Annotated in this window: 11 protein-coding genes; 7 read left to right on the top strand and 4 right to left on the bottom strand. The window is 73.4% G+C overall.

From position 1 onward, the window contains the following. A complete protein-coding gene (locus ACRAKJ_RS23875) occupies nucleotides 1-1902 on the top strand; it encodes a hypothetical protein (protein WP_438922063.1) in 1902 nt (633 codons plus the stop codon). 107 nt (nucleotides 1903-2009) lie between these two features. Here ACRAKJ_RS23875 and ACRAKJ_RS23870 read toward each other — a convergent pair whose 3' ends face one another. Further along, the gene (locus ACRAKJ_RS23870) at nucleotides 2010-2483 is read right to left on the bottom strand and encodes a hypothetical protein (RefSeq protein ID WP_438922062.1); all 474 of its coding nucleotides are present in this window, start codon (nucleotides 2481-2483) and stop codon (nucleotides 2010-2012) included. Between the two features lie 252 nt (nucleotides 2484-2735). Here ACRAKJ_RS23870 and ACRAKJ_RS23865 point away from each other — a divergent pair, with 252 nt between their 5' ends. Together ACRAKJ_RS23865 and ACRAKJ_RS23860 are read left to right on the top strand one after the other, a co-directional pair. Next, a complete protein-coding gene (locus tag ACRAKJ_RS23865) occupies nucleotides 2736-3959 on the top strand; it encodes a GDSL-type esterase/lipase family protein (RefSeq protein ID WP_438922061.1) in 1224 nt (407 codons plus the stop codon). 197 nt (nucleotides 3960-4156) lie between these two features. Beyond that, nucleotides 4157-4819, top strand: coding sequence for a lytic polysaccharide monooxygenase (locus ACRAKJ_RS23860; protein WP_438922060.1), 663 nt, complete (start codon nucleotides 4157-4159; stop codon nucleotides 4817-4819). Between the two features lie 430 nt (nucleotides 4820-5249). Here the strand turns inward: ACRAKJ_RS23860 and ACRAKJ_RS23855 are convergent, their stop codons facing one another. Next, complete coding sequence (locus ACRAKJ_RS23855) at nucleotides 5250-5438, bottom strand: hypothetical protein (protein ID WP_438922059.1); 189 nt, start codon at nucleotides 5436-5438, stop codon at nucleotides 5250-5252. Between the two features lie 61 nt (nucleotides 5439-5499). Here ACRAKJ_RS23855 and ACRAKJ_RS23850 point away from each other — a divergent pair, with 61 nt between their 5' ends. Further along, entirely contained in the window at nucleotides 5500-9375 is a 3876-nt protein-coding gene (locus ACRAKJ_RS23850) for a hypothetical protein (RefSeq protein ID WP_438922058.1), read from the top strand. Nucleotides 9376-9535: 160 nt separating this feature from the next. On the opposite strand, the gene ACRAKJ_RS23845 is transcribed toward ACRAKJ_RS23850, so the two are convergent. Both ACRAKJ_RS23845 and ACRAKJ_RS23840 read right to left on the bottom strand, forming a co-directional pair. Further along, nucleotides 9536-10108 (bottom strand): hypothetical protein, encoded by a 573-nt coding sequence (locus ACRAKJ_RS23845; RefSeq protein WP_447008666.1) that lies wholly within the window; start codon nucleotides 10106-10108, stop codon nucleotides 9536-9538. Nucleotides 10109-10572: 464 nt separating this feature from the next. Further along, nucleotides 10573-11547 (bottom strand): helix-turn-helix domain-containing protein, encoded by a 975-nt coding sequence (locus ACRAKJ_RS23840; protein ID WP_438922610.1) that lies wholly within the window; start codon nucleotides 11545-11547, stop codon nucleotides 10573-10575. Between the two features lie 276 nt (nucleotides 11548-11823). Between ACRAKJ_RS23840 and ACRAKJ_RS23835 the strand changes: the two genes are divergently transcribed. From ACRAKJ_RS23835 to hypF, 3 genes are all read left to right on the top strand, one after another. Then, a complete protein-coding gene (locus tag ACRAKJ_RS23835; RefSeq protein WP_438922611.1) occupies nucleotides 11824-12414 on the top strand; it encodes an isochorismatase family protein in 591 nt (196 codons plus the stop codon). An 86-nt stretch (nucleotides 12415-12500) separates the two neighbouring features. Further along, nucleotides 12501-13526: a hydrogenase expression/formation protein HypE gene (gene hypE / locus ACRAKJ_RS23830; protein ID WP_438922612.1), complete on the top strand. Its 1026-nt coding sequence runs from the start codon at nucleotides 12501-12503 to the stop codon at nucleotides 13524-13526. 17 nt (nucleotides 13527-13543) lie between these two features. Then, a complete protein-coding gene (gene hypF / locus ACRAKJ_RS23825) occupies nucleotides 13544-15889 on the top strand; it encodes a carbamoyltransferase HypF (RefSeq protein WP_438922613.1) in 2346 nt (781 codons plus the stop codon). The last annotated feature ends 66 nt before the right edge of the window (nucleotides 15890-15955 follow it).

The raw sequence follows: 15955 nt of genomic DNA, 5'->3' as shown, positions 1-15955 counted from the left end.
GTGAGGTACCGGGGGTTCGGCGCGCTGCTGTCGGCGCGGCTGGACGCCCTGACCCCCGAGCGGGCCTGCCTGGTGCAGGAGGTGCTGCGCGGCGTCGAACCGGCCGTGATCCACAGCAGGCACGCGTCCGCGCTGGCCGGGCTGGTCACCGAGCTGCCCCGGCTGCACGCGGCGCTGGAGCACCACCACGTCGCCGGCCAGCCGCAGAAGCACCTGGTGGACCGGCTGTGCGAGAACGTCCTGGGCCGCCTCGGCGCGAGCACCGCCGCCTGGGGCCGCGACGTGCTCGACCCCGTCGCCGACCTGGTGCGCGGGGTGCGCGCCGCCGTGGCCGCGTCCACCGGGGACGGTGAGGCGCTGCTCCCGCCGCTGCACGACGCGGTGTCCCGGTTGGGCGATCGGCTGGCCCTGCGCTTCGCCGAGGTCTGGGAGCACCCGGACGGGTCGGTGGACGCCGTCGCCGACGAGGTGGCGTGCCTGCTGGCCGTGCTCGACCGCGACCCGGTGGCCGCCGAGTCGGACCTCGCGCGCCTGGACCGGTGGGACGCGGGGTCGGTGTGGCGCACCCTGCGGCCCGAGGCCGCACCCCACCGGGTCGCGCTGGTCGTGCGGGGCGCCGGGGTGCTGGCCGAGCTGGACGCGTTCGACCCCACCGCCGCGCAGGCGCCCCTGCGGTCGGCCCGCTCCCTGCGGTGGGGCCCGGCGACACCGGGGCTGCGCGCCTTCGTCGACACCGCGCCCGCGGGCGGCGAGGTGTGCGTGGTGAGCCTGGAGGTGCGGGCGGTGGACCGGCCGGCCGCCGCCCGCAAGGCGCACCGGGCGCTGGTCGAGCTGCTCGACCAGTACACCGCGGGCACCCGCCTGTTCTCGCCGGTCGTGGACCAGCGCGTACTGGTGAACCGGGTCGGCGAGGCCGGCACCGAGCAGTGGCGCCCGCCCGCGCGCTCCACCCCGGTCGCCCGGCCGCTGACCCGCCGCGAGCTGCCCGACGAGGTGCGGCGGGCCCTGCGGATGGCGCACGTCGCCGCCGGCGCGCCCGCCGTGGCCTCCGCGCTGGCCTGGTCGGCGCTGGAGGCGTGCGGCCTGGTCCGGCGGCCCGAGCTGGCCGCGGCGCTGGCCGTGCAGTCGCTGCGCCAACAGGTCGTCGGGGCCTACCGGCTGGTCCGCCAGTCCGCCGCCGCGCGCCTGGCGCAGTCCCGGCAACGGGTGGCCGCCGCCGAGCGGGTCGCGCGCCACCGCGCCGCCGCCCTGGCCGCCCGCCCGGACCGCCCGGTACCGGCCCACCCCGTCGGGCAACCGGACGTGGCCGCGGCCCGCGCGGAGCACGCGGCGCTCTCGGCCCGCATCACCGCCGCCCTGGCCGTGATCGGCGCGCACGTCCGCCACGACGAGCGCCACCACCTGCACGACCTCGGCACCTGGACGGACCTGCTGCGCCCACCCGGCCGCGACCCGGAACCCCTGGTCGCCGCGCGGGCCGCGCTCGACGACCTGCTGCCGCTCCTGCACCCGCTCGCCGTCCGCGAGGTCGCCCGGTGGCGTGCCGCGCTGGCCGCCCCCGAGGTGCTCGCGGCCGGGCTGCGCGACCGCACCGCCCGCACGACCACCGTCCTCGACGCGCTCTACGCCACGCGGAACCTGACCCTGCACTCGGGACTGGCCGGCGACGAGCCCGTGCACGCGGTCGGCGCGGTGATGGTGACCGACCTCGCCCTGGAGGTCCTGGGCAACTGGTACGCCCACGCCCCGGACCCCGGCACCCCGCCGGCCGAGGTCATCGCCGACCTGGCCCGCCGCCACCACGCGATCCTGTCCCGGCTGGCCGCCGGCACGCGCCCGGCCAGGCTCGACTTCGACCGCCTGACCAGCCCGGGGACGACCGGGGTGTGGCGGCCCCGCTGACGCGACGATCCGCCGCACACCCGTGGTGCGCGGCGGACCTCACTGCTCTCGGTACTGCCTCAGTGCGTCGTCGCGGTAGGTCGGCCGCTGTCCACGGCCACCGTCCCCTACTCCTCGACGTTCACTTCGCCCTCGCCCTCGGCCTCGACATCGCCCTCGTCGTCGTCCTCGTCGTACTCGGCGTCGTCGTCGTACTCGTCGTACTCGTCCTCGTCACCGGCGTAGCTCTCGGTGCTCTCGCTGTAAGCGCCCTCCTCGCCGGCGTAGTTCTCGTTGTCCCAGTAGTACGAGCCGTGCCAGCCGAAGCCCTCGTCGCCCCAGGTGTCACCGCCGGCCAGGGCACCCGTCTCGCTGGAGTAGGCACCCTCCTCTCCAGCCCACGACTCCTGTTCCAGGAAGAACGCCACACCGTCTTCGACGCCGGAGAGCACGCCCTCCGAGCCCGCGCCCTCGGAGGTGGCGACCGAGGTCTCGTGCTCGTAGTAGACGTCCTCGGCGGACGCGGAGGCGAGACCGGCGGCGCCGATGACCAGGGGGACGGACACGAAGGTCGCGGCGATGAGACGAGTGATGTTGCGCATGGGGAACCTCCTTGAGTAGTGACCATGCGCCAGTCAGGTACCCGGGGTGGTCGCGTCTAACGGTGGGTAAGCGGATCGGGTGGTGGACCCTGCTCCGACTCCTGGCCACTGACCTGCGGTTATCACCGCGAGTGCGGAAAAAGGACGTCCCTGTGGGTGAGCGGTGGGTGTTCGCCGACCCCCGGCCGCGGGGTGGTGCGCGGGACTACCTTGGAGGTGCGGGGTCCACCCGCCGAGTGACTGGGGGTCACCTTGACGAAGAAGTGGGCGGCACTGCTCGCCGCCGTTGTCGGGATCGTGTCGGCGCCGGCCGCGGGCGCGGCCCCGGGCGGTGGCTGGGCCGCCACCTGGGCCGCCTCGCCGCACGCGCCGACCGCGTTCCTCGGGCCGAACTGGGGGCCGGGCGGGTTCGACGACCACACGGTCCGCCAGGTGGTCCGGGTCAGCCAGGGCGGGTCCCTGGCGCGCGTCCGCCTGTCCAACGCCTACGGCACGTCACCGCTGCAGGTGACCGGGGCGACCGTCGCGCAGACCGCCGGGGGCGCCTCCGTGCGGCCGGGAACGGTGCGGCACCTGACGTTCCGCGGCTCGCGCGCGTTCACCGTGCCGGCGGGCGGCGACATCGCGAGCGACCCGGCGGTGCTGCCGGTGCGGGCGCTCGGCCAGGTCACCGTCACCCTGTACCTGGCGGGGAGGACCGGTCCCGCGACCGGGCACGCGTTCGCCTCGGCCACGACCTACCGGGCGTCCGGCGACCACCGCGCGGACGCGGCGGCCGACGCGTTCACCGAAACCTCGCAGTCCTGGTACTACCTCAGCGGGGTGGACGTGCTGGACCGCACGCCGCGCCGGGACGTCGTGGTGGCGTTCGGCGACTCCATCACGGACGGTGCGCTGTCTACTGTGGACGCGAACAACCGGTACCCGGACGAGCTGGCCGAGCGGTTGCGCGGCAAGCGCGGCGTGGTCAACGCGGGCATCGGCGGCAACCGGGTGCTCAACGACTCGCCGTGCTTCGGCGAGAAGGCGACCGAGCGGTTCGGCCGCGACGCCCTCGGGCAGCCCGACGTGCGCACGGTGGTGCTGCTGGAGGGCATCAACGACATCGGGTTCCCCCACTTCGCGTCCGAGTGCACGGACCCGAACCCCGAGGTGACCTCCGCCCAGCTGATCGAGGGCTACCGGGAGCTGATCGCCCAGGCGCGCGCGAAGGGCGTGCGGGTCGTCGGCGCCACGCTGCTGCCGTTCAAGGGGGCGATGTACCACACCGAGGACGGCGAGCGGGTGCGCGACGAGGTCAACGCCTGGGTGCGGACCTCCGGCGAGTTCGACGGGGTGGTCGACCTCGACCGGGCACTGGCCGACCCGCACGACCCGGACGCGCTGCTGGCCGCCTACGACAGCGGCGACCACCTGCACCCCAACGACGCGGGCTACCGGGCGATGGCCGAGGCCGTGGACCCGGCCCTGCTGTAACCCTTCCCACCGCGGTCCGCCGAAGCCCTCCCGGCACCCCGCCGGGAGGGCTTTGGTCGAACACGGCCGTCGAACGCCGTCGAATGGAAGTCGTTGTCCGCCAACACTTCCCAACCTCGCGCACGGGTCGTTACAGTGCGATTTGGGAGCGCTCCCAGCCCATGGTCGTCCTCAACGAGGAGGAAAGAGTGGCGCTCATGCCCATCCCTGCGAGAAAGAACCTGTTCGCCCGGTCCCTCGCGACGCTCGTGGCCGTCGCGGGACTCATGGCGGGCCTGCTGACCGGCGTGGCCGACGCGCACGGTTCGACCACCGACCCGCCGTCGCGCAACTACGGCTGCTGGCAGCGCTGGGGCAGCGACTTCCAGAACCCGTCGATGGCCCAGCAGGACCCGATGTGCTGGCAGGCGTGGCAGGCCGACACCAACGCCATGTGGAACTGGAACGGCCTCTACCGCGAGGGCGTCGCCGGCAACCACCAGGGCGCGATCCCCAACGGCCAGCTGTGCAGCGGCGGGCGGACCGGCGGCATGCGGTACGCGGCCCTGGACAACCCGGGCCAGTGGAAGGCCGTGACCAAGCCGCGGCAGTTCACGCTCACCATCACCGACCAGGCCAGGCACGGCGCGGACTACCTGCGGGTGTACGTGACGAAGCAGGGCTTCGACCCCACCACCCAGGCGCTCGGGTGGAACAACGTCGACCTGGTCGCCACCACCGGCCGCTACGCCCCGGCGAACAGCTACCAGGTGGCGGTGAACGCGGGCAGCCGCACCGGCCGCCACGTCGTCTACGCGATCTGGCAGGCCAGCCACAGCGACCAGTCGTACTACTTCTGCTCGGACGTGATCTTCCAGTAGCCGACCGACCCCGGCCCACCCGGTGTGGGCCGGGGTTCGGTTGCCGTCACCTGCTGCCGTCCCACTGGTCGCCGCCGAAGCGCGTCGGTGGCCTGCGCGGGCCGCGGTCCGCGGGTGCCGGTCTGGACGGGCTGATTCCGCTGTTCCTGTTCACGGTGGTTCCTCCTTATTCGTGGCGTGCGAATGCACGTGCATTCCGCAGTGGTCCGGGACGATCCCGGCAAAAAGAAAACCGCCCTGGTCGGCTTACCCGACGGGCGGCTCCCTGAAGACCTCTGTGCAGGTCAGACAGGGGAGCCTGGTTCGTGGAGGCGATAGGTGAGCACGGTCTGACGGCACCTGGCCGTCCCCCGGTCCGTGTTCACCATGTCCGCTCCCGTTTCGCGTGTGGGGCGATCATGTCGAACCCCGGTCACCGGCGTCAAAACAATTAACCGGGCAATTGCGTCGACCTCACCACTGCCGCGCCGCCGCGAGGAGGGAGCCGCGGGGAGCACTCCGGCCACCGGCGCCACTCGGCGAGCACGACCAGTTCCGGCTTGCCCCGGTGGTCGATCAGCGCCGCCAGCGGGCCGTTGGCCTGCTTGTTGTTCGAGGTCGTCGCCGATCGGCTGAGCACGTTCCTGTCCGTCCTGCCGATGTGCTGGTGATCCGGCCGGGTCGTGCACGACAATGACGCGGTGCCCGAGCACCACAACCGCGTGACCGGTCCGGTGTTCCAGCCGGTCGTGCAGGCCCGGGACATCCGCGGCGGGGTGCACGTCACGTCGGTGGGCGGTTCGTTCGCGGCCCGGTCGCGCTACCGGGAACAGGTGCGCCAGATCGCCCCCGCCGAGCTCGTCGGCCGGGAGACCGAACTGGCGGAGTTGGCGCAGTTCTGCCAGGCGCCCGACGACGGGGCAAGCGCCTACCGGTGGTGGCGGGCACCGAAGTGGGCGGGCAAGTCCGCGCTCATGTCCTGGTTCGTGCTGCACTCGCCACCCGGCGTGCGGGTGGTGTCGTTCTTCGTGACCGGGCGCCTGGCGGGCCAGGACCACCGCGGCGCGTTCGTGGACGTCGTGCTCGAACAGCTTGCCGAGCTGCTGGCCGAGCCGCTGCCGACGTTCCTGCCCGAGACGACGCGCGAGGCGCACCTGGTCGGCATGCTCGCCGAGGCCGCCGAGCTGTGCCGGTCGCGCGGGGAGCGGCTGGTGCTGCTCGTCGACGGGCTGGACGAGGACCGGGGCTCGGCCGGGCCGCACAGCATCGCGGCCCTGCTGCCCGCGCACCCCGCCGCCGGGCTGCGGGTGGTCGTCTCGGGCCGGCCGAATCCGCCGCCGCCCGTGGACCTCAGCCCGCACCACCCGCTGCGCGACCCGGGGATCGTGCGGGATCTCGCGGTGTCCGCCCAGGCCCGCGTCCTGCGCGACGACATGGAACTGGAGCTGGACCGCCTGCTGCGCGGCGACCCGGCCGACCGGGACCTGCTGGGCCTGGTCGTCTCGGCGGCGGGCGGCCTGAGCGGCCGCGACCTGGCCGAGCTGACCGGCCGCGGCGAGCACGAGGTGCGCCGGCAGTTGCGCACCGTGGCCGGGCGCAGCTTCGACGTCCGGCCCAGCCACTGGCGGCCGGGCACGAGCCCGGAGGTCTACCTCCTGGGCCACGAGGAGCTCCAGGCGTCGGCCGAGGAACGGCTGGGTGGGGCGGCGATCTCCGGCTACCGCGAGCGCCTGCACGGCTGGGCCGACCGGTACCGCGCACTGGGCTGGCCCTCGGACACCCCCGAGTACCTGCTGCGCGGCTACCACCGGCTCCTGATCGCCACCGGTGACACCACCCGGGTGGTCGCCTGCGCGACCGACGCCGCCCGGCACGACCGGGTGCTGGACCTGTCCGGCGGCGACGTCGACGCGCTGACCGAGATCGGTGCCGCGCAGGACGTGCTGCTCGCGGCGGACCGGCCCGACGTCACGGCGGTGGCGCGGCTCGCCGTGCACCGGGACCGGCTGATCAAGCGCGGTTCGGCCATCCCGGAGCGGTTGCCGGCGCTGTGGGCGCGCCTGGGCAACGTCGCCCGCGCCGAGGCGTTGACCGACCCGGTGCGGGACCCGGCGACGGCCGCGCACCTGGCGGGCGCGCTGGCGGCCGGCGGGCACCCGGACCGGGCCGAGGTGCTCGCGGCGGCCATCCCGCGCCCGGAGCACCGGGTCGAGGCGCAGCTCGCCCTGGTGCGGGCGCTGGTCGCGGCCGGACACGCCGAGCGCGCGGAGTCGCTGGCCGGTGCCCTGCTGGGCGCGCGGGCGCGGATCGTCGCGCTGGCGGCCCTGGCGCGGGCCGCCGCAGCGGCGGGCGACCCGGGCCGGGCGGTTGAGCTGGCCCGGATCGCGCGAGGCGTCGCGTGGTCGCTGTCCGAGCCCCGGCGGCGGGGGGCCGGTGCCGTCAAGGCGCCCCCACCGGGAGCCGGGCGCGGCGAGGCGACAGGCCCGGCCGGTGGACCGCTCCTGCCCGCCGAGCCGACCTGGTTCCCGTCCGCACCCGGCCTGCGGGAGGTCGCGCTCGCCGAGGCGGCCGAGGCGGCGATCGCGGCGGGTGACCTGGCGAGCGCGGAAGACCTCTGCGCCGCCGTCGAGGACGACGGACTCCGGCTCCCCGCGCTGGCCAGGCTCGTGCAGGCGGCGGCGCGCGCCGGCGACCACGACCGGGCGGCGCGGCTGACCCGGCTGGTGGAGCGCGGCACCAAGGCGATGCAGCTGAGCGACCACGCCCACCGGTCCTTCGTGGTGGCGCTGAGCGCGACCCGGGCGCCCGAGGAGGTCGAGGCGCACATCGCGTCCATCAAGGCGCCGCGGACACGGTTCCAGATCCTCCTCGCGCTCGCCGGCGCGACCAGGGAACCCGGCGCCCTGGAGCGGGCCGTCGAGCTGCTCCCGGAGCAGGACGGGACCGCCGTCGAGCAGGTGGTCGAGGCGTTCGCGGACCTCGGGCAGGTGGAGCGCGCCGAGGAGGTGGCCACCGAGCACCACGGCCGGTGGCCACGCGTGCTGGTGGCGATCGGGCACGCCGCGGTGGCCGCCGGGCGGACCGACGTGGCGCGGCGCCTGGCCGCCGAGGCCGAGACCGCCGCGCGGTCGACGTCCGACGACGGCGACCGGGTCACGGCCCTCCGGGCACTCGTGCTCGCCCACGCCGCTCACGGCGACGCCGGGACGTCGCGGCGGCTGGCCGCCGACCTGGAGGCCGTGGCGCGCGACGCCGACCGGGACGACCTGCGCTCCGCGGCCGGGCTGTGCCTGGTCCGGGCCGCCGCCGCGCTGGGGGAGCTGGAGCGGGCCGGGCAGCTGGCCCTCGGGGCGGTGGACGAGGACGACCGGGCCAGGGCGATCGGCTTCGTGGCGGTCGCGGCCCGGCACCGCGGCGACCACCGGGAGGTCGAGCGGCTGGCGGGTTCGGTGGCCGACCCGCAGGAGCGGATCGGCGTGCTGCTGCCGTTGGTGCGCGAGCTGGCCGGGGCCGGGTCGTTCGACCGGGTCGAGGAGGTCGTCGCGGCGTTGCCGGGCGGGTACTGGCGCGTCGAGGCGTTGACGGCCGTGCTGGAGGTGGCGCCGGGCTTCGCCGAGCGGGCGGCGAGGTTCGCGGACTCGTTGCCGCACCCGTCGTGGCGGGCGCGGCTGCTGACCGCCGCCGTGCGGGCGGGGCGCGGCGACACCGCGGGCCTGGCCGCGCGGGCCGAGGCGGTCATCCGGCAGATGGCCAACCCGTACGCGAAGGTGTGCGCCCTGATCGACCTCGCGGAAGCCGGCGCGGCGACGTGCGGGCCCGGGTTCGCGCGGTCGACGCTCATGCGCGCCCGGGTCGTGCTGCCCGGCGTCGTGCGGCCCGCGCACCACCTGCGCGCCCGGCTCGCCCTGGTCGCGGCCGGCGCGGCGGTGGGCGATCACGACGGTGCGACGCTGCTCCTGCACTCGTTCGACGACCCCACCTGGCGTGAGCGGGCGGAGCTGTCGGTCGTCCGCGCGCTGGCCACCGCCGAGCGCTTCGACCACGCGCTGGCCGCGGCATCGACCCTCACGACCACCCGGCACCGGGTGGAGGCCCACCGGTTCCTGGTCAAGGCGCTGGCGACCGCGGGCCTGGTCGACCGGGCACTGGACCTGGCCGAGGCGATCCCCGCCGAGCGGCCGCACTCCCGGGCCGTCGTGTCCGTCATCAGCGCGCTGGCGGCGTCTTCCGCAGACCTTCCGCTCGCGCGCCTGCACGACCTGATCGAGGCGATGGCCGACCCGCGGCACCGCTCGGACGTCCTGGAGGCGTTGGCGGGGGCCGCCCTGCGCCGGGGCGACCGGGACCTGGCCGAGACGACCGCCGCGGCGATCCCGGTGCCGGCGCGGCAGGCTGCGGTGTGGCGGTCGCTGCTGGAAGACCCCGCGTACCGGGCCACCGGCCGGCCGGCGGCCCGGCTGCTGGGCCTGCTGGAGTGGCCCGAAGCGCTGGACGCGGTGGTCGCCGCGCACCCCGAGACCCTGCCCGCGGTGACCGCCGAGTTCGACCGGACCGTCCCCGACCCACCGCCCGGGTGAACCGGCCCGGCCGACCGACCGGGCCGAAGGCGAAGCACCGGTTCGGAAGGTGGGGGAGGACTTCGTCGATGCGGCCGAGTCCGGCGTGGAAGTCGAGGTCGTCGGAGGTCTGGTGCCTGAAGGGCGGTGTCGTCGCCGCGCAGCAAGGCGGCGATCTCGGTCAGAGTGCGCGCACCGAGCACGTCGATGCTGCTGACGAGCGCGGCCTAGTCGAGGGCGGCGGTGGGGACGACCACCCGGCGCAGGCCGCGTGCGCGGGCGGCCTGGTCACCTCCGACCAGCCCCCGGACCAGCCCTCGGTCCGCAAGTGGCTGCGGGCGTTCGACCTCGTCACCGACGCGCCCAGACCGCGGTGGGTCGCCTCGAACGGGGGCACGCCGTCACCGCTGACGCGCAGGCGCAGCACCGCGACTTCCGAGTCGCCGTCGTGGGACTCGACCAGGTCCACGCCGACGACCTCCGCCACCGCGGGGCGGCCGTCGCGCAGCAACCGCTCGGTGTCGTCCTTGTGCTCGGCGGCGTCGAACCAGATCGCGAACCCGAGCGGCACCATGATCACCAGCAGCAGCACTCCGGCGAGCACGGCCGCCCACAGCGGGATCTCCGTGGTGAACAGCAGCATCACGGGCATCGGGACGCTGAGCCAGCACAGCACGGCGCACAGGCGGAGGGCCGCCCGCGTACCCGGGCCCCCGACCGACGCCTGCCTCGCGGTAACGCCCCCCGGGGTCACCGGGTCATCGTAGCGAGGTCGCGCCACCGTCCGAGGGCCTTCGCCGTCGGGGTGGTTCCCGGCCGGTCACCGGCGTCGATCTCCGCACGCCTGACCCAGGTCCGCGACGCCTCCGGGGGAATCCCGAGCTGATCGGCGATCCACCCGATCGTCCCGGCGGGAGCCCGCCGGGCCTCCACAACCATCCGGGTGGCCCGCTCACGCAGCTCGTCAGGGTACCTCTTCGGTGGTGCCGTGACTCCTCGCCATCCAGGCTTGGTGTTCTCCAGCAGACCCGGCACGAGACACCCTCGGCCGTCATCGCGAACACGTCCTGGTCGAAGCCAAGGCGATCACGACGTCCGGGGAACTTCATGACTGCGTGCTACGAGCGCATCGAGCTTCAGCGCTGTCGGGCGCCGCACGGCCGGACGGCTGACAACGTGGTCGGCACAACGCCCGCCGCGACGCCGGGATCCGCCCGGTCACGGGGGTGTGGTCGGTTCGATCAGGAACTCCTGGTCGGAGGCGGTGGAGCAGGGGACCTGGACGATCTCGGCGCCGGTGGAGGTGGCCCGGTCGCGCAGGCCAAGGCACAAGTCGGTGACGACGGTGTGGATGCGGACGTGCGCCACGCCCGGCGGGCCGGACGGCTCGACCCGAAACCGCTGGGCCGGGTCGTAGTCGGTGCAATCGCCGCGTAGTTCGAGGAAGTCGTGGTCCGGCCTGTCGAGCAGGACCGCGAGACACCTGATGCCGTGGTCCGGGTGGTGCAGCTGGATCTGCACGACGTCCGCACCGAGAGGCTCGATGAACACGTGCGGGAGGGTCGTGTCCGCGCAGGACCGTTGGACGGCGGTGGCGTGGCGGCCGGGCCGGTCCTCGGTGAGGCACAGTTGGGGCGTCCGCGCGGGGTGGATACGTGCCCAGCTGCCCACCTGTCGGATGGCCGGCCCCTCCATCAGCAGCACGGACGGCGAGGCCGGTGCGGACCTCCTGTCGAACACCGCGTCGACGGCCAGCGTGCCGACGATGCCGATGACGGTGGCCGCGAGGAGGCTCGCCACCCGACGCCATCGCGGGACACGAGACCGGACCGGTGTGCCGGTAGTCGGGACCGGGACCGGCTCGTCGTCGTCCTCATCGGCAGCCCGGATGGCGATGTGGCGGCGGGTCTTGAGCCACAGCAGCACTTCGGCGTCGCCGAGCCCGCAGGCGCGGGTGAAGGTGTCGACGAAATGTTCCCTGGGCAACGTGGCGCGGCCGAGCGTGGTCGCGATCGTGCTGGGCGGCAGCCGGTCCTGGTGTGCCGCCGTCTTTCCCTCCAGTTGTCGGTAGGTCAGCCCGGACCACATCCGCAACGCGCGCAGTGCCGCGGTGAATTCGGCTGCGGTGGTGGCCTCGGTCGGCTGCGGTGCTGCCGACGGCGACTCTGCTGAGCCGCCCCCTCCGTGGCTCATGGCACAAGCATGGTGGTCCAGTCCACGTGAGGCGACCGCCGATCCAGCGGGCGGTGTTGGGCTGTTCGGGTGTGTTCGTGAACAGGTTGAGCTACGTTCCGAACAGGCCCCGAACAGCGATTGTCCCCGGCGAACGAATCCGAACAACGCTTTGTCTTGTTCACCCGCTCCGAGCAGCCCTACTCTCGAAGAGTTTCTGTCGACCGGTCCGCGAAGTGCCATTCCGTGGACTGTGCGTCATTGCACCTTCGGTTTTCGTCTATGCAAGGAGCGCTCATGGGCAAGATCGCCGTCCTCACCAACGACCTTCAAGGCGATGTGGTTCACCTGACCCCCGAACGGACCGCGGTGATAGCCGACGCACAGCCCCACTACACCGCTTTCCTGGACGAGATGCGGCACCGCGGCCACACCGTGTACCACCTGCAGTTGATCAACCTCCCCGACGACCCCAACGCGAACCGCAAAGCCGACGGAACCCTTCCGCTCCAGCGCGGCACCGAGGGCGCCGAAATCCTGCCCGCCTTCCTCGCGGACGGTGACGTGGTCGTGGAGAAGAACAAGGACAGCGGTTTCTACGAGACCGAGATGCACGACCTGCTCCAGGCCGCCGGCGTCGACACCGTCGTCGTCACCGGCCTGCAGACCCAGATCTGCGTGCAGACGACCGCCGCCGACGCCTTCTTCCGCGGCTACAACGTGTGGGTGCCGTCCGACTGCGTCGTCTCCGACAATCCGGCGGACCGAGACCGCTCCCTCACCTGGCTCAGCGGGTACTGCGCCACGGTCGCCGACTCGTCGGAGATCCTGGAAACCCTTGACGCCAAGGGTGAACTTCCCCGCAGGGTCGTCAAGACCCTGCCGTGATCACCGGACTTCCCGACCCCGATCACCACGATCCGCCGATTCTGCGAACGGTCGTTTCGCGCGCACCCGGAAAGGGAGGACGCTCAATGGCAAGCTCGGTCACCGGCCCTGATGAGGTCGTTCTCGACCACGGCAGCGGGGCCAAGCTCAGCCATGAGCTGGTCTCCCTCGTCGTCGACACGCTCGGCGACGTCTACATCGGCGAGATGGAGGACAGCGCCGTGTTGTCCATCCCCGCCGGGCGGATCGCGATGACCACCGACTCGTTCGTGGTCGACCCGCCGTTCTTCGGCAACGGCGACATCGGCAAGATCGCGGTCTGCGGCACGGTCAACGACCTCGCGGTGGTCGGCGCGCGCCCGCTCTACCTCACCCTCGGGATGATCCTCGAGACCGGTCTCCCGATATCCCGCCTGCTCCAGGTGGTCACCTCGATCAGGGAGGCGGCCCTCGAAGCGGGCGTCCAGATCGTCTGCGGCGACACCAAGGTGGTCCGCAAGGGCGAGGTCGACCAGATCTACCTCAACACGGCCGGCATCGGCGTCTTCGAACGCGCGCCGCTGCGGATGCGCGACGTCCGACCCGGCGATCGGGTGATCCTCAGCGGGTCGATCGGCAACCACACCGTGCACCTGCTGTCGATCCGGGAGGGCCTCGGTTTCGAGCAACGCGTGCTCAGCGACTGCGCGCCGCTGAACGGGCTCCTGGACGAGCTGTTGGCGACGACGGGCGAGGGCGCGGTGCACTCGGTCCGCGACGTCACCCGAGGCGGTCTGGCCGCCGTCCTCCACGAGTACGCGCAGGCGTCCGGGCTCACGATCAGGGTCGACCAGGACCGGCTGCCCATCCAGTTCGAGACCGTGATGGCCACCGACATGCTGGGGATCAACGCGATCCACGCCGCCAACGAGGGCTGCCTGTGCCTGTTCGTCGCCCCCGAGGCCGAGCAGGAGGTGCTGGCCGCGCTCCGCTCGCACCGGTACGGCGGGGAAGCGGTCGCGATCGGCGAGGTGACCGCGGACGCGGAACCGGTGGTCCTGATGCGCGACGGCGACGGGCGCGACTCCGTGATCGAGGAGCTCCAGGGCTCCGAGCTGCCGCGCCTGTGCTGAGCGCGAGAGGGGACGAGGTGCCGAACAGCTATTCGGGAATCCGGCGGCGCATCCGCGTGGTGGGCGTGGTCCAGGGCGTGGGGTACCGACCGTTCGTCTACAAGCTGGCGTTGCGGCACGACCTGACCGGCTGGGTGCTCAACGACCCGGAGGGTGTGCTGGTCGAGGTCGCCGGCCGACCCGAGGAGGTGCTCCGCTTCACCGAGAGCCTGAGCACGCACGCGCCACCGCAGGCCCGGGTCACGGCCGTGCGGGTGGAGGAACTGCCCGCCGCCGCGGCGGAGCCGGAGGGGTTCACCATCCGGGAGAGCCTGCACGGCGGACTGCGCACCACGGTCGTCCCCGCCGACTCCCACGTGTGCGCCGACTGCCTCGCCGAGCTGCGCGACCCGACCGACCGCCGGTACCGCTACCCGTTCGTCAACTGCACCAACTGCGGCCCGCGTTACTCCATCATCCGGGAACTGCCCTACGACCGGGCCGCGACCACCATGGCCGTCTTCACGATGTGCCGGCCCTGCGCCGTCGAGTACGGCGACCCGCTGGACCGCCGCTACCACGCCCAGCCCAACGCGTGCACCGACTGCGGCCCCCGGCTGCTGTCGGCCGGTGCCGACGGCGCGACGACCGAAGGGGAGGAAGCGCTCGCCGCGGCCACGGCCGCGCTCACCGGGGGCAGGATCGTCGCGGTCAAGAGCGTCGGCGGGTTCCACCTCGCCGTGGACGCCCGCAACGCCGAGGCCGTCGCACGGCTGCGGACCCGCAAGCGGCGCGATTCCAAGCCGTTCGCGGTGATGGCCCGCGACCTGGACACGGTCACCGGGTTCGCCGAGGTCCGTCCCGCCGAGGCGGACCTGCTGCTCTCCCCGGCTCGCCCGATCGTGTTGCTGCGCAAGCGGTGCGACGGCCTGCCGGAGCAGATCGCACCGCGCAACCCCAACCTCGGCGTGATGCTGCCGTCCGCGCCGCTGCACCACCTCCTGGTCGATCACGCCGGCTTGGACGCGTTGGTCATGACCAGCGGGAACATCTCCGGCTACCCGATCGTGCACCGCAACGAGGACGCGTTGGCGCAGCTGCACCGGGTCGCCGACCTGATCCTCTACAACGACCGCGACATCGAGGTCCGGGTCGACGACTCGATCGTCCGCTACTCCGAGCACCCCGAACTCGACGAGCCGGTGGTCAGCTTCATCCGCCGTTCCCGCGGCTACGCGCCGTACCCCGTGGAAGTCGGCACCGACCTGGCGTCGCTGGTGGCGTACGGCGCCGAACTGAAGACCACGGTGGCGTTGAGCAGCGGTTCCCGGGTCTACGTCAGCCAGCACATCGGCGACGTCAAGAACGACGAGACGTTCGTGGCGCACCGAGCGGCCGTCCGCCACCTCGCCGAGCTGCACGAACTCCGGCCGCAGCACGCCGCCGTGGACCTGCACCCGCAGTTCCGCGCGACGCGCTTCGCACTCGAGGAGCAGGGCGACGCCTTCGAGCACGTCGTCCGGGTCCAACACCACCACGCGCACATGGCGTCCTGCATGGCCGACAACCGGCTGGACGGCCGGACGATCGGTGTCGTCTTCGACGGCGCCGGGTACGGCCTGGACGGCACCACCTGGGGCGGCGAGTTCCTGCTGGGCGACTACCGCGACGCCCGCCGCGTCGCGCACCTGCGGACCGTGCCGCTGCTGGGCGGCGACAAGGCGGTCACCGAGCCGATCAGGACCGGGTTCGCCCTGGCCCTGGACGCGCTCGCGGACACCTCCGCCGCGCTCGCTGCTTTCCCGGTCCTGGCACGCCTGGACGAACAGCAGCGGCACGTCTTCGCCACCATGGCGCGACGCGGGATCAACGCGCCACCCACCTCCAGCATGGGACGGCTGTTCGACGGTGTCGCGGCCTTGCTGGCCATCACCACGCACGCCGAGTACGAAGCGCACGGTCCCATCGAGCTGGAAGGCCTGCTCGAACGCGACTTCACCATGGCGGAACCCCGCCGGCGGTACCGCTTCGACCTGCTGGAGCATGACGGCGTCACGGAGATCGACCCCCGTCCGCTGATCCGCACGCTCGCCGCCGACGTGGCCGCGGGCCTCGACACCGCCGTGATGAGCCGTCGTTTCCACTCGGCCGTGGTCGACGTCGTCGTGGAGCTGTGCCGGGCGTTGCGCGTGGCGGGCACCGGGCAGGTGGTGCTGTCCGGCGGCGTCTTCCTGAACGAGTTCCTGCTGGTCAACTGCCTGGTGGAGCTGCGCGCGGCGGGGTTCGACGCGTATTGCCACCGGCAGGTGCCGACCAATGACGGTGGCATTTCGCTCGGCCAGGTCGTGGTGGCCGACGCCAGGCTGGCAGGCGGTGAGCGGTGACCGCGCCCCGTGCCCGCCGAGTCCGCCGAATCGCGGGGCGGCACGGGACGCGCAGAACCGAGGAGA

The organism is Saccharothrix sp. DSM 118769 (assembly GCF_052936295.1).
This window is presented reverse-complemented; position numbering and strand designations above follow the sequence as displayed.